The sequence below is a fragment of the Paraglaciecola sp. genome (assembly GCF_039942875.1).
Lineage (GTDB): Bacteria > Pseudomonadota > Gammaproteobacteria > Enterobacterales > Alteromonadaceae > Paraglaciecola.
This window is the reverse complement of the sequence record NZ_JBDVBQ010000047.1, coordinates 25,510-43,504: the sequence shown is the minus strand read 5'-3', so window position 1 is coordinate 43,504 and position 17,995 is coordinate 25,510. Positions and strand designations below refer to the sequence as shown.

General features: G+C 38.9%; 16 protein-coding genes. 7 read left to right on the top strand and 9 right to left on the bottom strand.

The window, feature by feature from the left end; genetic code table 11:
* Positions 1 to 38: 38 nt before the first annotated feature.
* The 3 genes from rplI to rpsF are packed head-to-tail and all read right to left on the bottom strand — an operon-like array spanning position 39 to position 1,147.
* Positions 39 to 491, bottom strand: a complete 453-nt coding sequence (rplI, locus tag ABJE44_RS16405) for a 50S ribosomal protein L9 (protein ID WP_348112649.1) — start codon at positions 489 to 491, stop codon at positions 39 to 41.
* 15 nt (positions 492 to 506) lie between these two features.
* Positions 507 to 734, bottom strand: coding sequence for a 30S ribosomal protein S18 (rpsR, locus tag ABJE44_RS16400; protein ID WP_133471395.1), 228 nt, complete (start codon positions 732 to 734; stop codon positions 507 to 509).
* Positions 734 to 1,147 carry a 30S ribosomal protein S6 gene (gene rpsF, locus ABJE44_RS16395; protein WP_133471477.1) on the bottom strand — a complete coding sequence of 138 codons (414 nt, stop codon included), beginning with the start codon at positions 1,145 to 1,147 and terminating at the stop codon, positions 734 to 736. Before rpsF ends, rpsR begins: the two co-directional genes overlap by 1 nt.
* 334 nt (positions 1,148 to 1,481) lie before the next feature.
* Here rpsF and ABJE44_RS16390 point away from each other — a divergent pair, with 334 nt between their 5' ends.
* Entirely contained in the window at positions 1,482 to 1,838 is a 357-nt protein-coding gene (locus tag ABJE44_RS16390; protein ID WP_348112725.1) for a pyridoxamine 5'-phosphate oxidase family protein, read from the top strand.
* 111 nt (positions 1,839 to 1,949) lie between these two features.
* Here ABJE44_RS16390 and ABJE44_RS16385 read toward each other — a convergent pair whose 3' ends face one another.
* Positions 1,950 to 3,074: a membrane dipeptidase gene (locus tag ABJE44_RS16385; RefSeq protein ID WP_348112648.1), complete on the bottom strand. Its 1,125-nt coding sequence runs from the start codon at positions 3,072 to 3,074 to the stop codon at positions 1,950 to 1,952.
* A gap of 404 nt (positions 3,075 to 3,478) precedes the next feature.
* Between ABJE44_RS16385 and ABJE44_RS16380 the strand changes: the two genes are divergently transcribed.
* From ABJE44_RS16380 to ABJE44_RS16365, 4 genes are all read left to right on the top strand, one after another.
* Positions 3,479 to 5,542, top strand: coding sequence for an amidohydrolase family protein (locus ABJE44_RS16380; RefSeq protein ID WP_348112647.1), 2,064 nt, complete (start codon positions 3,479 to 3,481; stop codon positions 5,540 to 5,542).
* Between the two features lie 242 nt (positions 5,543 to 5,784).
* On the top strand, positions 5,785 to 6,336 hold the full coding sequence (locus ABJE44_RS16375) for a RidA family protein (protein ID WP_133471987.1): 552 nt from the start codon (positions 5,785 to 5,787) through the stop codon (positions 6,334 to 6,336).
* Positions 6,337 to 6,338: 2 nt separating this feature from the next.
* Positions 6,339 to 7,283: an MBL fold metallo-hydrolase gene (locus tag ABJE44_RS16370; protein ID WP_348112646.1), complete on the top strand. Its 945-nt coding sequence runs from the start codon at positions 6,339 to 6,341 to the stop codon at positions 7,281 to 7,283.
* Between the two features lie 15 nt (positions 7,284 to 7,298).
* Complete coding sequence (locus ABJE44_RS16365; RefSeq protein ID WP_348112645.1) at positions 7,299 to 8,471, top strand: VCBS repeat-containing protein; 1,173 nt, start codon at positions 7,299 to 7,301, stop codon at positions 8,469 to 8,471.
* 174 nt (positions 8,472 to 8,645) lie between these two features.
* Here the strand turns inward: ABJE44_RS16365 and ABJE44_RS16360 are convergent, their stop codons facing one another.
* The 3 genes from ABJE44_RS16360 to ABJE44_RS16350 form a co-directional block, all read right to left on the bottom strand.
* Positions 8,646 to 10,130, bottom strand: coding sequence for a DASS family sodium-coupled anion symporter (locus ABJE44_RS16360; RefSeq protein ID WP_348112644.1), 1,485 nt, complete (start codon positions 10,128 to 10,130; stop codon positions 8,646 to 8,648).
* Positions 10,131 to 10,291: 161 nt separating this feature from the next.
* Positions 10,292 to 11,338 (bottom strand): FecR domain-containing protein, encoded by a 1,047-nt coding sequence (locus ABJE44_RS16355; RefSeq protein WP_348112643.1) that lies wholly within the window; start codon positions 11,336 to 11,338, stop codon positions 10,292 to 10,294.
* A complete protein-coding gene (locus tag ABJE44_RS16350; RefSeq protein ID WP_348112642.1) occupies positions 11,335 to 11,892 on the bottom strand; it encodes a sigma-70 family RNA polymerase sigma factor in 558 nt (185 codons plus the stop codon). Before ABJE44_RS16350 ends, ABJE44_RS16355 begins: the two co-directional genes overlap by 4 nt.
* 290 nt (positions 11,893 to 12,182) lie before the next feature.
* Here ABJE44_RS16350 and ABJE44_RS16345 point away from each other — a divergent pair, with 290 nt between their 5' ends.
* Positions 12,183 to 15,101 carry a TonB-dependent receptor plug domain-containing protein gene (locus ABJE44_RS16345; protein WP_348112641.1) on the top strand — a complete coding sequence of 973 codons (2,919 nt, stop codon included), beginning with the start codon at positions 12,183 to 12,185 and terminating at the stop codon, positions 15,099 to 15,101.
* Between the two features lie 570 nt (positions 15,102 to 15,671).
* A complete protein-coding gene (locus tag ABJE44_RS16340; RefSeq protein ID WP_348112640.1) occupies positions 15,672 to 16,805 on the top strand; it encodes an AI-2E family transporter in 1,134 nt (377 codons plus the stop codon).
* A 69-nt stretch (positions 16,806 to 16,874) separates the two neighbouring features.
* Here the strand turns inward: ABJE44_RS16340 and ABJE44_RS16335 are convergent, their stop codons facing one another.
* Entirely contained in the window at positions 16,875 to 17,450 is a 576-nt protein-coding gene (locus ABJE44_RS16335; protein WP_348112639.1) for a CBS domain-containing protein, read from the bottom strand.
* Between the two features lie 56 nt (positions 17,451 to 17,506).
* On the bottom strand, positions 17,507 to 17,824 hold the full coding sequence (locus tag ABJE44_RS16330) for a hypothetical protein (RefSeq protein WP_348112638.1): 318 nt from the start codon (positions 17,822 to 17,824) through the stop codon (positions 17,507 to 17,509).
* Positions 17,825 to 17,995 lie beyond the last annotated feature (171 nt).

The following is a 17,995-nucleotide window of genomic DNA, read 5'->3' as shown; positions in this document are numbered from 1 at the left end:
TTTAGCGGTGTTTTTATAAGTGTTACAACAAGTAGCAATTAAGCTTCTTGAATGATAACCAACTTGATAACAGCAGTAACGTCTGTGTGAATTTGCAAATCGATATCGAATTCGCCAGTTTCACGTAAAGTACCTACAGGTAATTTAACTTCAGATTTAGTTACTTCAACACCAGCAGCAGTAATTGCATCAGCAATGTCGCGAGTACCGACAGAACCAAACAATTTACCTTCATCACCAGCTGGAGAAGCGATAGTCACTTCACCTAAAGCAGCGATTTTATCTGCACGAGCTTGAGCTGCAGCGTGTTGTTCAGCGATTTTCGCTTCCAACTCAGCACGGCGCTGTTCAAATTTCTCTACATTTACTTTAGTAGCGGGAACTGCTTTACCTTGTGGGAACAAGAAGTTACGCGCGTAACCTGATTTTACAGTGACTTTGTCACCCAAGCCGCCTAGGTTAGCGATCTTGTCTAATAGTATAATATCCATCTCTGCTACCTACGATTACTTGTGAGAATCAGTATATGGAAGCAACGCCAAGAAGCGCGCACGCTTGATAGCAGTTGACAACTGACGCTGATATTTCGCGCTAGTTCCAGTGATACGGCTAGGTACAATTTTACCACTTTCAGTGATGTAATTTTTTAACATAGCGATGTCTTTATAATCGATTTCAGCAGCACCTTCTGCAGAAAAACGACAAAACTTACGACGTCTAAAAAAACGAGCCATTATGCGTCTCCTTTTTCTTCTGCAGCTGGAGCTTCTGTAGCAGGAGCAGCGGCAGCAGGTTTGTCATATGATTTTTCTTCACGCTTTTCACGACGTTCTTCTTTAGCCATAGGCGACTGTTCAGTAACAGCAGCTTTGGTACGCATAACAAGGTTACGCAAAACAACATCATTAAAACGGAAAGCAGTCTCTAGTTCTTCAACAGCTTCAGCAGTTGCTTCAGCATTGATCAAAACATAGTGTGCTTTATGAAGTTTATCGATAGGGTAAGCCAACTGGCGACGGCCCCAATCTTCTAAACGATGAATTTGACCACCCTCTTGGGTAAGAATTCCGGTATAACGCTCGATCATACCTGGAACTTGTTCACTCTGGTCAGGGTGAACCATGAATACGATTTCGTAATGACGCATCATATTGCTCCTCACGGTTGTAGTCTCGATAGCACAGTCAAGCTATATAGAGACAAGGAACTAAAGTTAGTGACTGTTTTAAGCGGCGCGGATTGTATATAAACTGGGCGCTAGGCACAAGGTTTATTTAGGTTCTAGCCTAAAAAATGTCATTTCATGACGAAAAGCTTAAAACTCAAAGAAAGGCATCGCTACGGCAATGAGCATTCGCTTCGTTCACAACAATTGTGACAACGTCACTTTTGAATCAATTGGGGTCGTAATAAAGTTACTCTAGCGTTATCAATGTAAGAACTAATTTTGATGTCAGGTACTGAGTCAATAAAGGGCTTTCATTTGTAAGTCGTCCTTTAGGGCGTCAATTTTTTACACCAAAACCGATAATAGAATTGCTGAAAGTGGCCCAGCTATGGCGCAGTTCTCTAGCTTAGACCATAACTTTCTTGCTTGTATTTCTGGCTTACTGGTTAAAGAAACCAACCAAGAGGTTATTAACCGCTATTGGTCAAAACCTGTTGAAACATGGTATGAGAAAGGTCGAGATGACCGCTCATTACTGATGATGCGCTTTGAACTAAAATCAGCTGAAATGTGGGCAGTTGCCCCCGGCGTAGTAGAAATGCTCAAGCTAACCTCAGGCTCTACTATCTCTCCTGCAGAAATGGGCGGTCATCAAAAGATTGCATTTTAACGTTTAGCCTGTAGTTTTAGGTTTATATGGCCCAGAGGCTTGGGCCAATCCATTAGCCATTTCGGAACATAAAACTAGCATGCAAGAAGCCACACATATAGTTACGTCTTACTATTTTAAAACCTCATCAAAATAGCGTAGCCAGTTTAGACCTAATATCTTTTCAATATCGCCAGTGCTATAGCCTCTTCTATCTAGAGCTTTAGCTACATTTAAGAACCTTTCTGGTTCGTCTAGTTCAGGGATCCATGCGGGCCACTGAACTTTATAAGAAGGTTTAAAGCGAGTTAGCCTCGGGGTATACCAATTTTCTTTAGTCGCACCTGTTGCTTCGAGCCCTTGAATAGCGAAATCCGAAGCAACACCTACGTGGTCAATCCCACCCACCTTAACTGCATGATCAATATGATCGATATAGGTTTCCAATGTAGTCTCTTTTCTTACCTTTGGCCCAAGCATATAACCCAACGAAATAATTCCAACCACTCCACCTTTATCAGCTAATGCCTTAATTTGCTTATCTGTTTTAGCTCGGGGGTGATTTCTGTGAAGCGCCTCGCACATTGTGTGATTGCATGAAGCCGGAGCTTTACTAAAATGAATCCCGTCGTCAGTGGTTTTTGGCCCACAATGCGATAAATCAACAATAATACCTAGTTCATTCATTCTCTCCACCGCTTCAATTCCAAAATCGGAAAGCCCTGAGTTGGTTCTTTCAGTAGAGCCATCTCCTAGCAAGTTTCGCTGGTTATAAGTTAACTGAATCCATCTGGTGCCTTTTTCATAAAGAAGATTTATGTTGTCGATAGACCTTTCAATCATGGTTGAGTTTTGGAAGCCAAACAATACCGCGGTTTTATTCTCTTTTTTTGCCTTAATAAAATCTGCTGCAGTTGTTGCTAAAAGTAATTTATTTGGATTGTCCTCAATTCTTTGATGCCACTCATTTATAGAGTTTAAAGCAAGTTTTAGGTTGTAAGACGTAAGTGAAGTAGCGAACCCTGTATACCCTGATTTGGGCAATGCCTCAAAAGAATCTTGATTCCAGCCCTTTGGTATAACTAATCCATCAATAACTATCGATTTTCTGAATAGCTCTTCTATGTGTTTTTGATTTGAAGAATCAACACCTGATAAGGCCTTTCCTGCAGAGCTTGCGAAAACATTGCTTATCTGACTTTGGGCAAGTGCACCTATGGATAACATTTTTAAAATACTTCTGCGTTCATTATTCATTGTTTACTTTATATCCCATCTATTTAATTTAAAAATTAGGTAACCCATTAACTATATGCACACGCCAACTTGTTGATAAACTAACGGTTTCAGTAACAACATTTGCGCAAATCTTCTGCAGTAAATGAATATTAAGAATTACAATTTTTCGAAAATATACTTTGTACCCCTGCCCATTCAGTTGTTAGACACTTTAGCTTTAGAAATCCCCCCTTGTCATAGAATAAATTTTTATCATTGTTACTTACTAATATGATTGATTTTGATTACGGAGGGGGGATAAACAGGTTTCAAGTGTCAATGCATTATAATTTACTAAATTGATGTGTATTCGTTTTGTTAAAGTCTTTTGGCTAAATACTCAGAACGGCTACCTGTCACCTAACAATAATAAGAGGCTATTTGTGAAATTTTTGTTGAAAAATAAACTGAGTTTATTAGTTACTAAATTAGTTCTAATACTCATACCACTAGGATTAGTTAGTTGTGCTAATGATTCTAAAGAAAAGGCTTGGCAAAACATTAACGAAGAGTCTTCATTTCAAATTTATAGGAGACAGTCACTTATAGGTGAAGAGACTTACAAGATAATTTCTGATCAAGAAAAAATAATTGTTACGTCCTTACAAGGAGAAAATGAAAGAGGTCGAGTATCTGGAACCATTAGCGAGCTATATCTTACTAATACACTTGAGCCCTTATTTTATTCAAGTAAAAGAGTGAGAGGAGAGCAAAGCCAGCCTATATTTATTTTCAATGGAAAGTCTGAATCAGTCACTTTTACTGAGAAAAATTTTGACTCAGTTACAGTTAAGAAACCCGAGTTGTTTTTTCCTGTTCATAGCAACATTTCCGCAGCCGCAGAGATGATGTTGTATCACTACTTTTTAGAAAAAGGCAAACCTAAAACCATTCAAACATTTCCCCGAGGTGAGGTTTCCGTCACGTTTTCAAAGCAAGATGAAGTGGTTGTTAATGGTAAAAAGGAAATGCTCGATAGATATGTTGTTACAGGAATAAATTGGGGAGGCAGAACAATATGGTTAAACCAACAAGGCGATTTGGTGGCGCTGGTAAAAGCCAACACTCAAATAAGAGAGATGGTACGCAAAGGGTATGAAGATGCTTTACAGACTTTCATTGATGGAAATGTAGAAGAGCAAATCAAGCAATTAGTGGCATACACTAAAGAAACTAAGACAGAAACAGCTCCATTAACTGCATTAGTTGGTGCGGATATAGTTACCGGCCTTAGTGAAGACGTCATGAAAGACATGACTTTAATTTATCAAGGCAAAAAAATAATCGATATTGGCAAACGCAACCAAGTAGTCATTCCTAGCCATGCTAAAACGATAAACCTAGAAGGTAAAACTTTAATTCCAGGGCTTTGGGATATGCATGCTCATTCGAATCAAGTTCAGTGGGCGCCAGCATATTTAGCCGCGGGAGTAACAACCATACGTGACAACGGCAATGAAGTAGAATTTGCGACTGCATTTAGAGATGCTGTTGCCGGGGGCCTTGTTGGACCAGATATATTACTAGCAGGGATGACAGATGGAGCAGGTAAAAGAGGGAATGGCGTGATTAGAGCTAGATCACCTGAAGAGGCTCGAAGTGTTGCCCAAATGTACCATTCAAAAGGGTACAAGCAGATAAAAATATATAGCTCAATGGATCCAGATATAGCAAAAATATTGATAGATGAAGCTAAGAAATTAGGCTTGACTATTACCGGCCATATTCCAACCAAAATGCCAAGTATTCGTGCTGGAATTGAGATGGGAATGAATCACTTAAGCCATCATAGTATCTTTTTGAAAATTCTTTACCCAGACAGAGAACCATCATCATTAAAAAGGCCCTATCTGGTAGACAATGAGTTTACACAAGAGGATCTCGCAAGTGCCACTGAGTTCTTGTTAGAACATAATGTCGCCCTTGAGCCAACGGTTGCCTTAGATGTGGCGAGGACAATGGAATGGGGGGCAAAAATTGAAGAGTTAGAACCAGATGCTTATAGGATTGCTTATGAACTATGGGAAAGCAAACGCCTCAGAAGCGGTCTTTCTCCAGAAGCAACGGAAAAAGGGATTAAGAATTATAAGATCGCTATGGATATAATTGGGCACTTCCATCGAGCCGGGATTCCTATAATTGCAGGCACGGATAACGTCGTACCCGTTTTTAGTCTTTGGCTTGAACTAGAGTCATTTCATAAATTGGCTAAAATGTCAGCATTAGACACTATCCGAGCCGCGACTATTGTTCCTGCACAATTGATGGGAATGGATAAACTAACGGGTACCCTAGAAGTAGGAAAAGAGGCGGATATAGCAATACTAGACAAAAATCCATTAGATAAAATTGAAAATTTACGTTCAGTATCTGCTGTTATAACCAATGGAAATTATTATCAAAGTAAGCCTCTTTTTAAAGCGGCAGATTTTAAACCTACAAGGTAGTAAACCTCAAAAGGTAAGTTAATTCTTGTTAACTTACCTTTTTCATTTTTGTATTCACATCTAGCTTTAAATTTCTAACTTTAGTTATTTTCTTCTCGTCACGTTAAAAATTATTCAGCGTCTTTAGAATAATTATTTGTGGGGGGATCTTAAGCCTAGAGTGTCTATTATTCTGAACTACTTCAATTGTGTTTGATTACGAATACATTGAGGTTAATTATAAAACAATGAAAGGATAGCCCATGAGAAACTCAAAATTTTTAAAGTCCCTAATTACAGGAACTTTTATTACTATTATAGGGCTCAGCGGTAGTGTTAACGCTCAACAAAAATATGATCCAGAAGCACGATTGAAAGAACTGAAAATAACATTACCTCCAGCGCCAAATCCAGTTGCGAATTACGTAAATGGGGTGAGGACAGGCGACTTAATCTTTCTTGCAGGCAAAGGGCCTTACTACCCAGATGGCACAGAGCTGAGAGGGAAAGTAGGAAAAGATGTGTCAATCGAACAAGCATACGAAGGTGCTCGCCAAACCGCCATCAATCAAATGGCGGTATTGAAAGAAATGTTAGGTGACTTGGACAAGGTGGTTCGCGTGGTGAAGGTTTTAGGAATGGTTAACTGTGAACCCGACTTTATTCAACAACCCGCGGTAATTAATGGCTTTTCGGATCTCATAGTAGAAGTGTTTGGCGAAAAGGGAAAGCACGCCCGGGCAGCAGTAGGAATGGCTACATTGCCTCGTGGCCAATCTGTTGAAATTGAAATGATTGTAGAAGTGAGAGACTAAGTATGAAAGTTAATAATCTGTTTCACCGTTTTATTTTCTCTTTCGCATTGGTATTTATAACAAGTGCTGGGGCAGTTGAAGAAAAGACAAATACCCCCTCGTTAGAGATGACTTACTTAGGGACTGCTGGATGGATTATTAAGGATGGAGATATTACCGTTCTTCTTGATCCTTATGTATCTCGCTTGCAGCTTAAAGGTCGCGAGCTTGATGGAGATGACCGTAAAGTTTATTCAGGTGACGATGTAGGCCCAATAGATAAGACGCAGGTAGACAAACTTATTACTGATGCTGACTATATATTAATACATCACAGTCACCATGACCACTTAGGCGACGTGCCCTATATTGCAAAAAAGACCGGAGCCAAAATAATAGGCACAGAGACAACACAAAGGATCTTGTTAGCTTATGGAGTACCAAAAGAGCAAATATATGTGGTTGTCGGAGGAGAAGATTATCAATTTGAGAACTTTTCTGTGCGTGTTATGCCGTCAATTCACTCTGCTCTAAACAATAAGCTATATCATGATTCAAGCAGGTATGATGGTAATACTGAATTGAAAGCCCCACTTACAATAAACCAATTTGTAGAAGGTGGTTCACTTATGTTTCTCGCAAGGTTCAAGAATAAAACAGTGTTAACTATGGGCTCAATGAACTTCTTACAGCGTGAAATGACAGACCTAACCCCTGATATTCTGTTAGCAGGAGTGAATGGTTCTAGACTAAATATTTACAATTATGATGAGCGACTAATCGAGTTAACTGGGAAGCCCCCTGTTGTGATCCCAACCCATTGGGACTCCTTTAGTTGGCCTTATGGGGTTTCCCAAGAGGTAAATGTGAATAAAAAGCTCATTCCATTTAGAGAAAATGTTCTTAAAGTCGCACCTAAAACTGATGTTATTTTCCCGATACACTTAAAAACGATAGTTATAGACTAATCAACAGGATATTTTATGAACTTAAATAGACTCAATCTAGGTTTGGTATTTCTAGCCAGTACGTTAAATTTACTCTCTTTCTATAGCAGTGCTGCAGACAGTAAAATTAGTTATCCTAAAAGAGGAGGGGCATACCCCATTTCTGTGGAAAACTTTTTCACCGGCGGCGTAGCTTTAGGTGACTTAGACAATGATGGGGATATTGACTTAGTTGAGTCTAATGGCCGTCATTGGGCACAGGCAAACTATGTTTATTTAAATGCTGATAATAGAGGGTTTAGTAGTAGAGTTAAGCTCGGAGATATCGACACGACATCCTATAGAGCAATTCTAGCAGACATTGACTCTGATGGTGATTTAGACATTATTCAACCCAATGATAGGCTTGAAAATCAGATATATTTTAATGACGGCAGTGGCAATTTCAACGTTATTAAAAGCTTCGGCAGTGTTCACTCAGCCACTCGAAGTATTACCGTCGCAGATATAGATGGGGATAATGATTTAGATGTTCTAGAAAATTGTAGAGGTACACCCAATCTTATTTTCTTAAATGATGGCAAAGGTAATTTATCTTCAAGATCTAAAAATAATGAACAATTAACCTATGGTAATTTAAAGGATAGAACACTGGCGGTTGTGGTTCATGATATGAATGACGATGGTTTTGTTGATCTAGTCCAAGCTAATCGAAACGGCGACCAAAATAAAATATTGCTAAACGATGGAAGTTTAAATTTCGTTAAATCCATAGACTTTGGATCTGGTGAGGATGATACCCGAGGCGTCGCGGTTGCCGACATGAATAATGACGGTTTACCGGATATTGTGACGGCTAACATTGGTGAAAAAAATACTGTAATTTTAAATAAAGGGAATGGGAACTTTACGATTTCTCAGTCTTTTAGTTATGAAAAAAGCAGGAGTTATGCGGTTTTAATTCACGATCTCGATAAGGATGGGGACAGTGACGTGGTTATCGCTAATGACTTAGATTACAACCAAGTATTTTTGAACAACGGCTCAGGAAAACTAACATTGCTTGCAGAAATTGGCGAAAAAGAAGATAAAACCTACGCACTTGCCGTAGGAGATATTAATGGCGATTCGCTTCCAGATATCGTTGCAGGTAATTCAGGTTCGGCTAATTATATGTATCGCCAAAAGTTAGTAACATCAAAGAAATAAACTGCTACTTCCCTTGCAATTGCCACCTCAAAAATGGGACCTAAACCTGTATTTAGATCCCATTTTGTATCTATCTTCTACTCCTGTCCTTTCACCTAACGTAGAATAGAACACCTGAATTCAAATAATCTGTATAAGTGTCTTTACACACCTTACTTTTTAAATATTTGGCAACTAGCCCCAAATATGAGGCACCCAATAAATTGATAATAATGTCAGTAACAACACTCCGATAATATTCATAAGGATGCCTGCCTTAGCCATTTGAGGTATTTTAATAAAGCCTGACGAAAAAACAATAGCGTTAGGTGGTGTTGCAACAGGTAACATAAAGGCACAACTTGCTGCCATGGCAATTGGCACACAAAGCATTAGCGGGTCTATGCCTGCCTCTATAGCAATTGCTCCCATAATCGGTAATAGAGTCGCGGTTGTTGCTAAGTTACTAGTTAACTCCGTAAGAAGCACAACTAAAAGTACTGACGCTAAGACCAACATAGAAACCCCCAATGTACCTAGAGGAGCTAAACTATGACCTAACCATAACGCCAAACCACTATCGGCAACAGCTGCAGCCAAGGATAAACCGCCACCAAACAAGAGCAACACTCCCCACGGTAACCTTCCTGCTTCGTGCCAAGTCATAAGCTGTGGTTGATGTCTATTACCACTAGGAATGATAAATAAGAGTATGGCAGCAGCCATCACAATTCCTGGGTCAGATAGTCCCGGAATATCCCAAAAAATAGCGATTGGCTTTCGCAGCATCCAAGCGACGACAACCACTGAAAATATTATGGCCACGCGTTTTTCTGCTAAAGTCATTGGTCCAAGCTCATCTCTAAGCTTTTGTAAGTAAGCCGAGGTTTCTTTGCTTTCTGGAATATTTACTGGATATAAGAGTTTAGTTAAGGTTAGCCAAGCAATAGGTAGCAATATCATTGACACTGGAAGACCAACAGCCATCCACTCCAAAAAGCTAATTTCATAGTCATAATTTTCATTCATAAATCCAACCAACAACGCATTAGGTGGCGTGCCTACCAAAGTAGCAAGACCACCTATAGTTGCTGAGTACGCTAACCCGAGTAGCATAGCAATCTGAAAATTACTTTTTTGTTTTTCAGTTAGGTCAGGCTGATTGTCGAGTATCGTTCCCACCACAGATAGCGCGATAGGCAAAAGCATCAAGGTGGTACTTGTGTTTGTCATCCACATAGATAAAAACGCGCTAGCTAGCATAAAACCACCGATAAGCTTTACGCCATCGGTTCCGGTTAAAGATAAAAGAAACAAAGCAACCCTACGATGCAAATTCCACCTTTCAACGGCTAATGCCAATAAAAAACCGCCTAAGTATAAGTAAATAATAGGGTTGGAGTAAGGTTCCGCCGCTTCTCTTAAAGACTTGATACCAAGAGGTTCAAATACAACTATTGGAAGACAAGCAGTAACTGATACAGGTAATGCTTCTGTCGCCCACCATGCAGCCATCCACAGACTTATAGCTGCAGTTTTCCAAGCCACGGGCTCCATTATGGTTTGGGAGCCTGAAAACAACATCATTAACGCAAATAATGCTGGGCCAAGGGCTAATCCAACATTTTGATAGGTAGGCCGCTCTTCGGTTATTGCTGATGCTTGTGGATTACTATTCATAATTCTATATTTCTCTGCTTGAACCCTGTTTTACGAAGTTACTCATCTATTAACCTTTACCTTTAATAGCACTATCTTATCTATACGAATCACATAGGCCGCACATTGACTATTTAGAGCAAATATTACTTCTCTGATATAGTTTGACACTTGCATATCAGTTATTCCCCATTACTCTGTATTTTTTTACTTCTTAATATATATCTGCCAGGGCGATACTCGTTTGCTTGAATACCTTGCTTTTGCAACATATCAATAAATGTTTTCACGTCACCAATTTCTATGGTTCCACTAAGATAAACATTGGGTAAATTGGTTGATGCGATTAGAAATCCCCCTTCAACATATCTGCTGAACTCTTCAACAGCTAGGGAGAGAGGTACCTGCTTCCAAACAAGAACCCCTTTGGTCCACGTAGGCTTTGTATTTAGATTGGGGGCCTGTTGTTCTGGATATACTTGCCCTGCGACTAACTCAAACCCTTTACCTTCAATAACGTGATTAGCTTTATAGTCATACTCTGAAAGAATGGCTTTGGCGACGGGTGGAATAACCTCTATCTGACCTGAGTATACTTGGATTTTTTTTGATGAAGGCAAATCTGCTATGCGAAAAGTAGTATGTGTTGAATGAATACTCCCGAAGCTAGTATTAACATTGAAGGGACGCGCGTCATTTGAAACATCAAAAATAGCTTCACCTTTTAACAGTGTTAGTTGACGAATGTCATCGGTCATGCGTACTTCTATAAGACTATCAGTGTTCAGAGTAACGGTGGATTGATCAGAAAGCGTTATGGTTTTTTGCTCTCCTTTTACCGTAAAGTAAACATCGGGTTTTGGTTCAAAGAATATAAGTGCTAAGAATCCAATTATTAAGAAACATAAGGTCGCTTTAATACTCCAACCTGGTGCACTCCCCCTTGCACCTATTGTAGATTCAATTGTTAGTGTTTTAGCTTGAAATAAAGGAATAATATCTTCGTGATCTACTAGATCTTTGAGCTCACTCAAAGTACTTAACCTAGCCCAAACCGGGGTAAGCTCTTCATAAGCTTTAGCATTTATGGGATCACTCTGGAGCCATTTAGCAAAATCACGATGGTTTTTTTTAGTTACTTCTTCTGAGTCTAATCTGGCAATCCATAGTGCTGCTTCATCAAGCTTGTCGTCTGGGATGTTATCTACAACCCATTCGTATATTGTCATGAAGCCGTTTTCTTGATCGTCGTTTCGGTATCGCTACCTTTCTTAATAGACTTAAATAGTAGGTGTGTGTAGCGAACTCCTTTGGCTAAATGCTTTTCAACGGTCCCTATAGAAACTTGTTGGCGTTCTGCGATTTCTTTATAAGAGAGCTGTTCAACATGCCGCAATATGAAAGTTTCTCGACATTTTGGAGGGAGGGTATTAATAGCTTCAAGTACCTGCTGAAGATCTTGCTGAGCTTCAATTGCGTTTTCTATATTAGCAGGCTGACCTTGGCCTTCTTGAACCTTTATGGTATCGATGGCTTTTTGCTTATTTTTATTACGTCTAAACTCATTTAACGTAATATTTTTCGCAGTACTGTACATATAAGCTTTGAGATTAATCACATTATTAATCTTATCTGTAGATTGTGCTCGTATTAACCTTTCACAGGTATCTTGAACAACATCTTCGGCTTCAGCCGCATTTAATGACATTCCACGCAAAAACCTGAATAGTCCAGGTAACGCCTCTATGATGAGTTTATCAAATTTATTATTTTTATTAAGCATGACAACTGTTTTATTTTTATACCGCAACTAGCGGACTATTTTTCAAGCAAGGACTCTAAGCGCAGTATTTTTACTGGATATTAAAAGTAAATTCAAGAATAACTTTAAAATTAAAATCAAATTCAATGCAAACAAAAATTTCTAATTTATTTTTTTATAGGTGGGGGGTAAGCCTTTCACATGTGTCTTACTTATGCATGTTAATTGAATTTTTATGCACTTACTGAGGCATATAAAACCTTTCAACTGTTTAGGTTAAATAAAAATAATAAGTTCTGGAGGCACATAAAGTGGTATTTAAAAAAAGTTTACTCTGTAAAAGTATATTAGTAGGAATGTCTTTAACGGCATTTCAACTGAAAGCGGCTGAAACCTCTAATGGGGAAGAAGTTGGTAACACTGAAAAAATTGAAGTTACAGGCTCTAGAATAAAACGAACAGAATTTTCTTTACCTGTACCGGCACAATCTCTCACCATAGATGATTTAGAAGCAATCGGCGCGAACGAACTTAGCGAGGCAATCACAGAGATTCCAGCGGTAAGCCCAGGTATCACTACTGAAACATCACAAAGTAGTGCCCAAGACAGTGGCCTTTCAACCATTTCATTAAGAAACCTTGGTTCAGAGAGAACCTTGACCTTAATTGATGGTAGAAGAACCGTAGGTAATACTTCAACTGGAAGTACGGTTAGCTTATCGACTATTCCTGATGCATTTGTTGAGCGAATAGAAGTCATTTCTGGAGGAGCTTCTGCGCTATATGGCTCAGATGCGGTTACTGGTGTGGTTAATATTATCACGAAGCGCAATTTTGAAGGGCTCACCTTTGACTATCGCTATGGTACATCCGAAGAAGGCGGAAATGATGAAAAAGGCATAGAGATTGCTGCTGGTGCCAATTTTAATGATGACCGCGGCAACCTGATGTTTGCTTTTGAATGGGATGAAGAAACAGCTATCTACGAACATCAACGTAGTAAAATGATAGATCCCCGTACAGTATCAACGTCTTCTGATAGCCCCGATGAGTTTACAGAAACCCTGAGCACTCATATTTTAGGTGGCCTTTTTCCTGGTAACTCTGGAACAGCAGCAGATCCTAGCAGTGATTCACAATATTGGTTCTATGATAACGGTGGTACCGGAGAGCTAACTGAAGATTTTAATCGTTCGGAAGATGGGTATTTTGCTCTAGGGCCAGAAACTGCATCAATTCCTAGAGAGCGATTTTTATTGGCAAGTCACTTAACATTTGACTTGACTGACGACGTTGAGTTTTTTGCTAATGCCCATTATTCAACTGTCTACACTTACTCAAATCGTACTCCTGATACAGCAACCTCAACTCGACTGTTTGAAGACTTTCCGCTTTATTTATCAGACGGGGTCACTCCGCACCCTTATGTTCCGCAAGAAATCTTTGATGATGCTCTTGAACTTGGTAATGACTCCATCGCTTTTCGTCGCAGATGGGCAGAGCTAGGCAATCGTTATCGTGACGCCGACAATGACACATTACGAATGTGGACAGGTTTAAGGGGATACTTTGCTGATACATGGTCATGGGAATTAAACTATGGCTATGGCGAATGGCGTCGGTCCCAAACCAAAGCCGGCGATTTACTTGTGGCAAACTACCAACAGTCTATCGATGTTGAATATGTCGATGCGACCGACACTTCACTAGGACTGCAATGTGCGAATGAGTTTGCCAGAGATTCTGGTTGTGTAGCCTTGGATATATTCGGTTTAGGCGCGGTAACAGATGATGCTGTTGATTGGCTTAAATTAACAGATAAGTTATTAGCAAAAAATGAAACAACTACGGTTAGTGGCTGGTTAACTGGTGACCTAGTTGATTTATGGGCTGGTCCTTTATCTATGGCAACAGGTTTTGATTACCGTGAAGAAAAAAGTCAAACCCGTTGGGATAACATTAGTACTTCAGGCGGAAGTACAGCCACTCAACAAGTAGACCAAACAGGGCAACAAGAAGTTACTGAAGTATTTGTAGAGTTAATCATGCCGTTGGTTGAAGATACCTTTTTTGCAGACTATATTTCGGTTGAAGGCGCTTACAGGGTAAGTGATTATTCAACGGTTGGTAGCATAAGCAGTTGGAAATTTGGTGGTTCATGGGTCCTAAATGATCAACTTACATTCCGTTCTGTTATTGCCGAAGCAAATAGAGCGCCGAACAACATCGAATTATTTAGCGTAGGCTTGGGTAGTCAAGGTGGTCTAGATGACCCTTGTGATTTAGTAACAGCGACGTCAACTCAGTCTTATGCAGATACTTGTCGACAAGATCCAAACGTCGCCTCAATTATCGCATCAGAAGGCATATTCGAAGATGACTCTAACCAAGTGCAACAACCAACATTTGGTAATGAAGGCTTAGGTGTAGAAACGGGTAAAACCTTCACTGCAGGAGTTGTTTACTCTCCTGACTTTATTCCAAACTTAACTGTCGCGCTAGATTATTATGATATTAGAATCGAGAATGCTATCAGTGAAATAGAAGCAGAAGATATTTTACAGCTTTGTTATTCATCAGGAGATTTTAATTCAACTGAGAGCTGCAGTATTCCAGTAAGAGATGTTACTACAGGCCAACTTACAGAAGTTTCACAAACATCTTTGAATACCGATGAGTTGAGAACCAAAGGTTATGATGCAACCTTCTCATATAACTTTGACGGTGAAGATATTGGTCTGCCGGGCTCTTTTAAAGTTTCGGGAACTTATAATATTATTAAAGAACTAGAAGAGGAGTCACCTGTACCAGGTACTACTGAAACTTTCATTAATGACGAGCTTGGCTTATTAGGTTCCCCTGATAGAACAGGACGATTCTCTGTCAGCTGGAAAGATGGGCCACTAAAAGTATCATGGAGAACCCTATATATTGGCAGTATGTTAAATGACAATTATGCTAGAGACCGTCTTAACGCTTGTCATGAGTATAGTAACTGTAGTGATAAAATAAATCTGTTTATCAGAGACGTGACGACTCATAACTTACGTATTTCTTATAAAATAGAAGACGTTTTGGGTGGCGATCATAATTTGTACTTTGGTATAAATAATATCACCAATGACCAGGGCCCTAATTTATTCGGAGATGGGAATGTTGGTGAAAACCATAGCTCATTGCATGATTTGACAGGTCGGTTCTATTATGGCGGTATCAAAATAACTTTCTAAGTAATAAGCCAATTTAATACTTTATTTAACATAAAGTTTAAAAGAAACTAATCTTTTTTATTAAAGCCCTTTTTTAAAAGGGCTTCTTTATGTAATAAAGTAGGTGAAGCTCATCAACTTGATGAATAATCCACGAATATCAGTATAACAACCGACCAATTTACTTTTTTCACTCGGCGGGTTGACTCACTTTATTAAGTTAAAAATGATTTGTGCCCACTTCAATACATTAGTTTTTCTATACAATCTTACAATGTAAATTTTACACCACCTTCCATCTAGAACGCATATTTAGAAAACTAGAATACAAATAGTTCTTTTAAATACAGAAACTTAACTTCATTCACACTAACGGCTTAGTAGTTGCAACTGTCTTATTTGTAATATTATCTCAATCAAAAAGGAGTAACAGATGTCTAGTGCTCAAGCTAACCTCAGGCTCTACTATCTCGCCTGCAGAAATGGGCGGTCATCAAAAGATTGCATTTTAACGTTTAGCCTGTAGTTTTAGGTTTATATGGCCCAGAGGCTTGGGCCAATCCATTAGCCATTTCGGAACATAAAACTAGCATGCAAGAAACAACAACCAGTAATCACAGCGATAAAAACTCAAGTAACGCTAGGTTAATAAATATTCCTAATATTCAGTGGATATTAGTTTTAGCAGTTATCTATACCTTGTACTTTGCTCAAAGCCTTATTATTCCTCTAGTTCTAACTGTTTTAGTTGCCTTATTGCTAAGCCCTTTGGTTTCACTTTTACAAAATTTCTTTATACCCCGAGCAATTTCATCTATCGCGCTTTTGGCTATGTTAGCCACTCCTTTTACCTTGGTAGGAGTTGAATTAGTGGAACCCGCTCAAAGGTGGGCAAAGCTAATTCCACAATTATCTGTGCAAGTAACTAAACAGGTTGAGTCCATAAGCAGTGCCTTTGATGAACAAACTAAAGCGCAACCTACTAAAAAATCGAGCATCTTCGATTGGTTTTCAAATAGTAAAACTTCAAGACCTACAGAAAAAAAATCGGCAACTGTGGTCACAGATCGAATAAAACAAAATAGTATGGAATTACTTGTTGATGCATTGGGTGCCGCCCCGCTATTTTTTGCACAATTACTGGCGAGTGTAATTTTAATATTGTTTTTACTGATATTTGGGCCTGGACTATTTGAGGCTTTCGTCAAAGAAATGCCAACACCAGAGCAGCAGAAAAAGGCTAAACGTTTAGTCACCATGACTCAAAAGCAACTTTCCAAATATATCATCACAGTGAGTGTCATTAATTTAGGTTTAGGCTTAACAACTGCCAGTGCTCTGCATTTCATAGGTTTAGAAGATGCATTGTTGTGGGGGGTCATAGTGGGGCTGCTTAATTTTATTCCCTATGCTGGGTCTGTGATTGGTTTAGTCATTCTCTCTTTAGCTGGAGTTGTACAATATGGTGTAACCCTTGCTGTATTGTTTCCGGTAGGGGCTTACCTTGTATTAAATCTATTAGAGTCACAATTTATCACCCCAACCGTTATGGGTAAACATATGCTAATAAACCCCTTAGTTATTATGGTGTGGTTATTAATATGTGGATGGATATGGGGGTTAGTTGGGGTACTTCTATCCGTCCCGATTTTGGTATGTATTAAGCTAGTATTGTCAGAACTTAATATTTGGAAGAATTGGTTGCGTATCATTGAAGCGGCTTGATAACTGAAACCTTAGGTCCTTAAGAAACACTGCCATGCCCTAGTTTGAGTCTAGGGCATGGGTAAATCTTTACCTACCTGCCACGGCTAGCATTACATCTTTAAAGTTTTTAGGCTTAGGTGTAATTTGAATAGGCATGTGTAGCGTTTTAGCTATATCAATAGCTGAGATCATACCGATAATTTCTTTACTCACACCAGAAATGACTAATAAGTATAAAGTACCTACCTCTTCCATGGTTTCTAACACATCACCTATAGTTGAAGTCATGACACTTTGTAACTGCAACCCAGTGCATCCTACTTTAGGCGTCATTAAGTGGGCTACAGTTAACTCACTTCTGGGCACGCCAAGTTGATTAGCCGTACTTAAGACTCGCGAGCTCTGTAAATCAGCTAGAGTAATCATACCTAAAAATTGCTCTTGGTCGTTTCTCACTAAAGCTTTGCTCATATGGGTATTTTTAAGCAAGCTTGTAGCCTGCTCCACAGACATATCATCAAACAACATTAATGCTGTGTTGTTTGAAAAATTAGCCATAATCTCAATGGCTGGGCTATCTAATTGTAATGGGGTGGTTAAAGATTTTCGGCTAATTTCATAACCATCCAAACTACATACAGGTAATTTTTTGTAAGTTGACATTGTGTGTCCCTCTTAAAACTAAAATAAAGAATATAAAATATATAAATTTCAATGGTTTAGTTTAAAGGCGGAGCACGGGCCTCGGTAAAGTGACGGTGTTGGAAAACACTCGTATCAAAGAAGTAGATAACAGCTTTATTTTCAACAATATCAAAGTCGATATTATTATCATAAAATAAAGATGGATCTGAAGAGTCGTTATCATCTAACCCAACTTCGACACTATTAAACTCAAGATTAACAACACCAGCAATCGCACTAGTGTGCGTCTCGTTTATTGCAAAACTTTTAGTAGAAAAAAGACAAATCAAACACATCACTAAGACGCTATATAGCGACTTATGTATGTATGAATTTTCTTTTAAGTTTTCCATGGGTTCAATGTTTAAATATCTTATTGTTAAAAGTTACGACACAGAAACTAACTATAAGTTTCAATTTTTTTGAGTCACCAAATCGGGCAACAGCAACTAGCGAACTTTAAAGTGAAATAAATAACTCTATTTATGCACCACCGGCAATTAAAGAGTTTTTATATTGTCGCT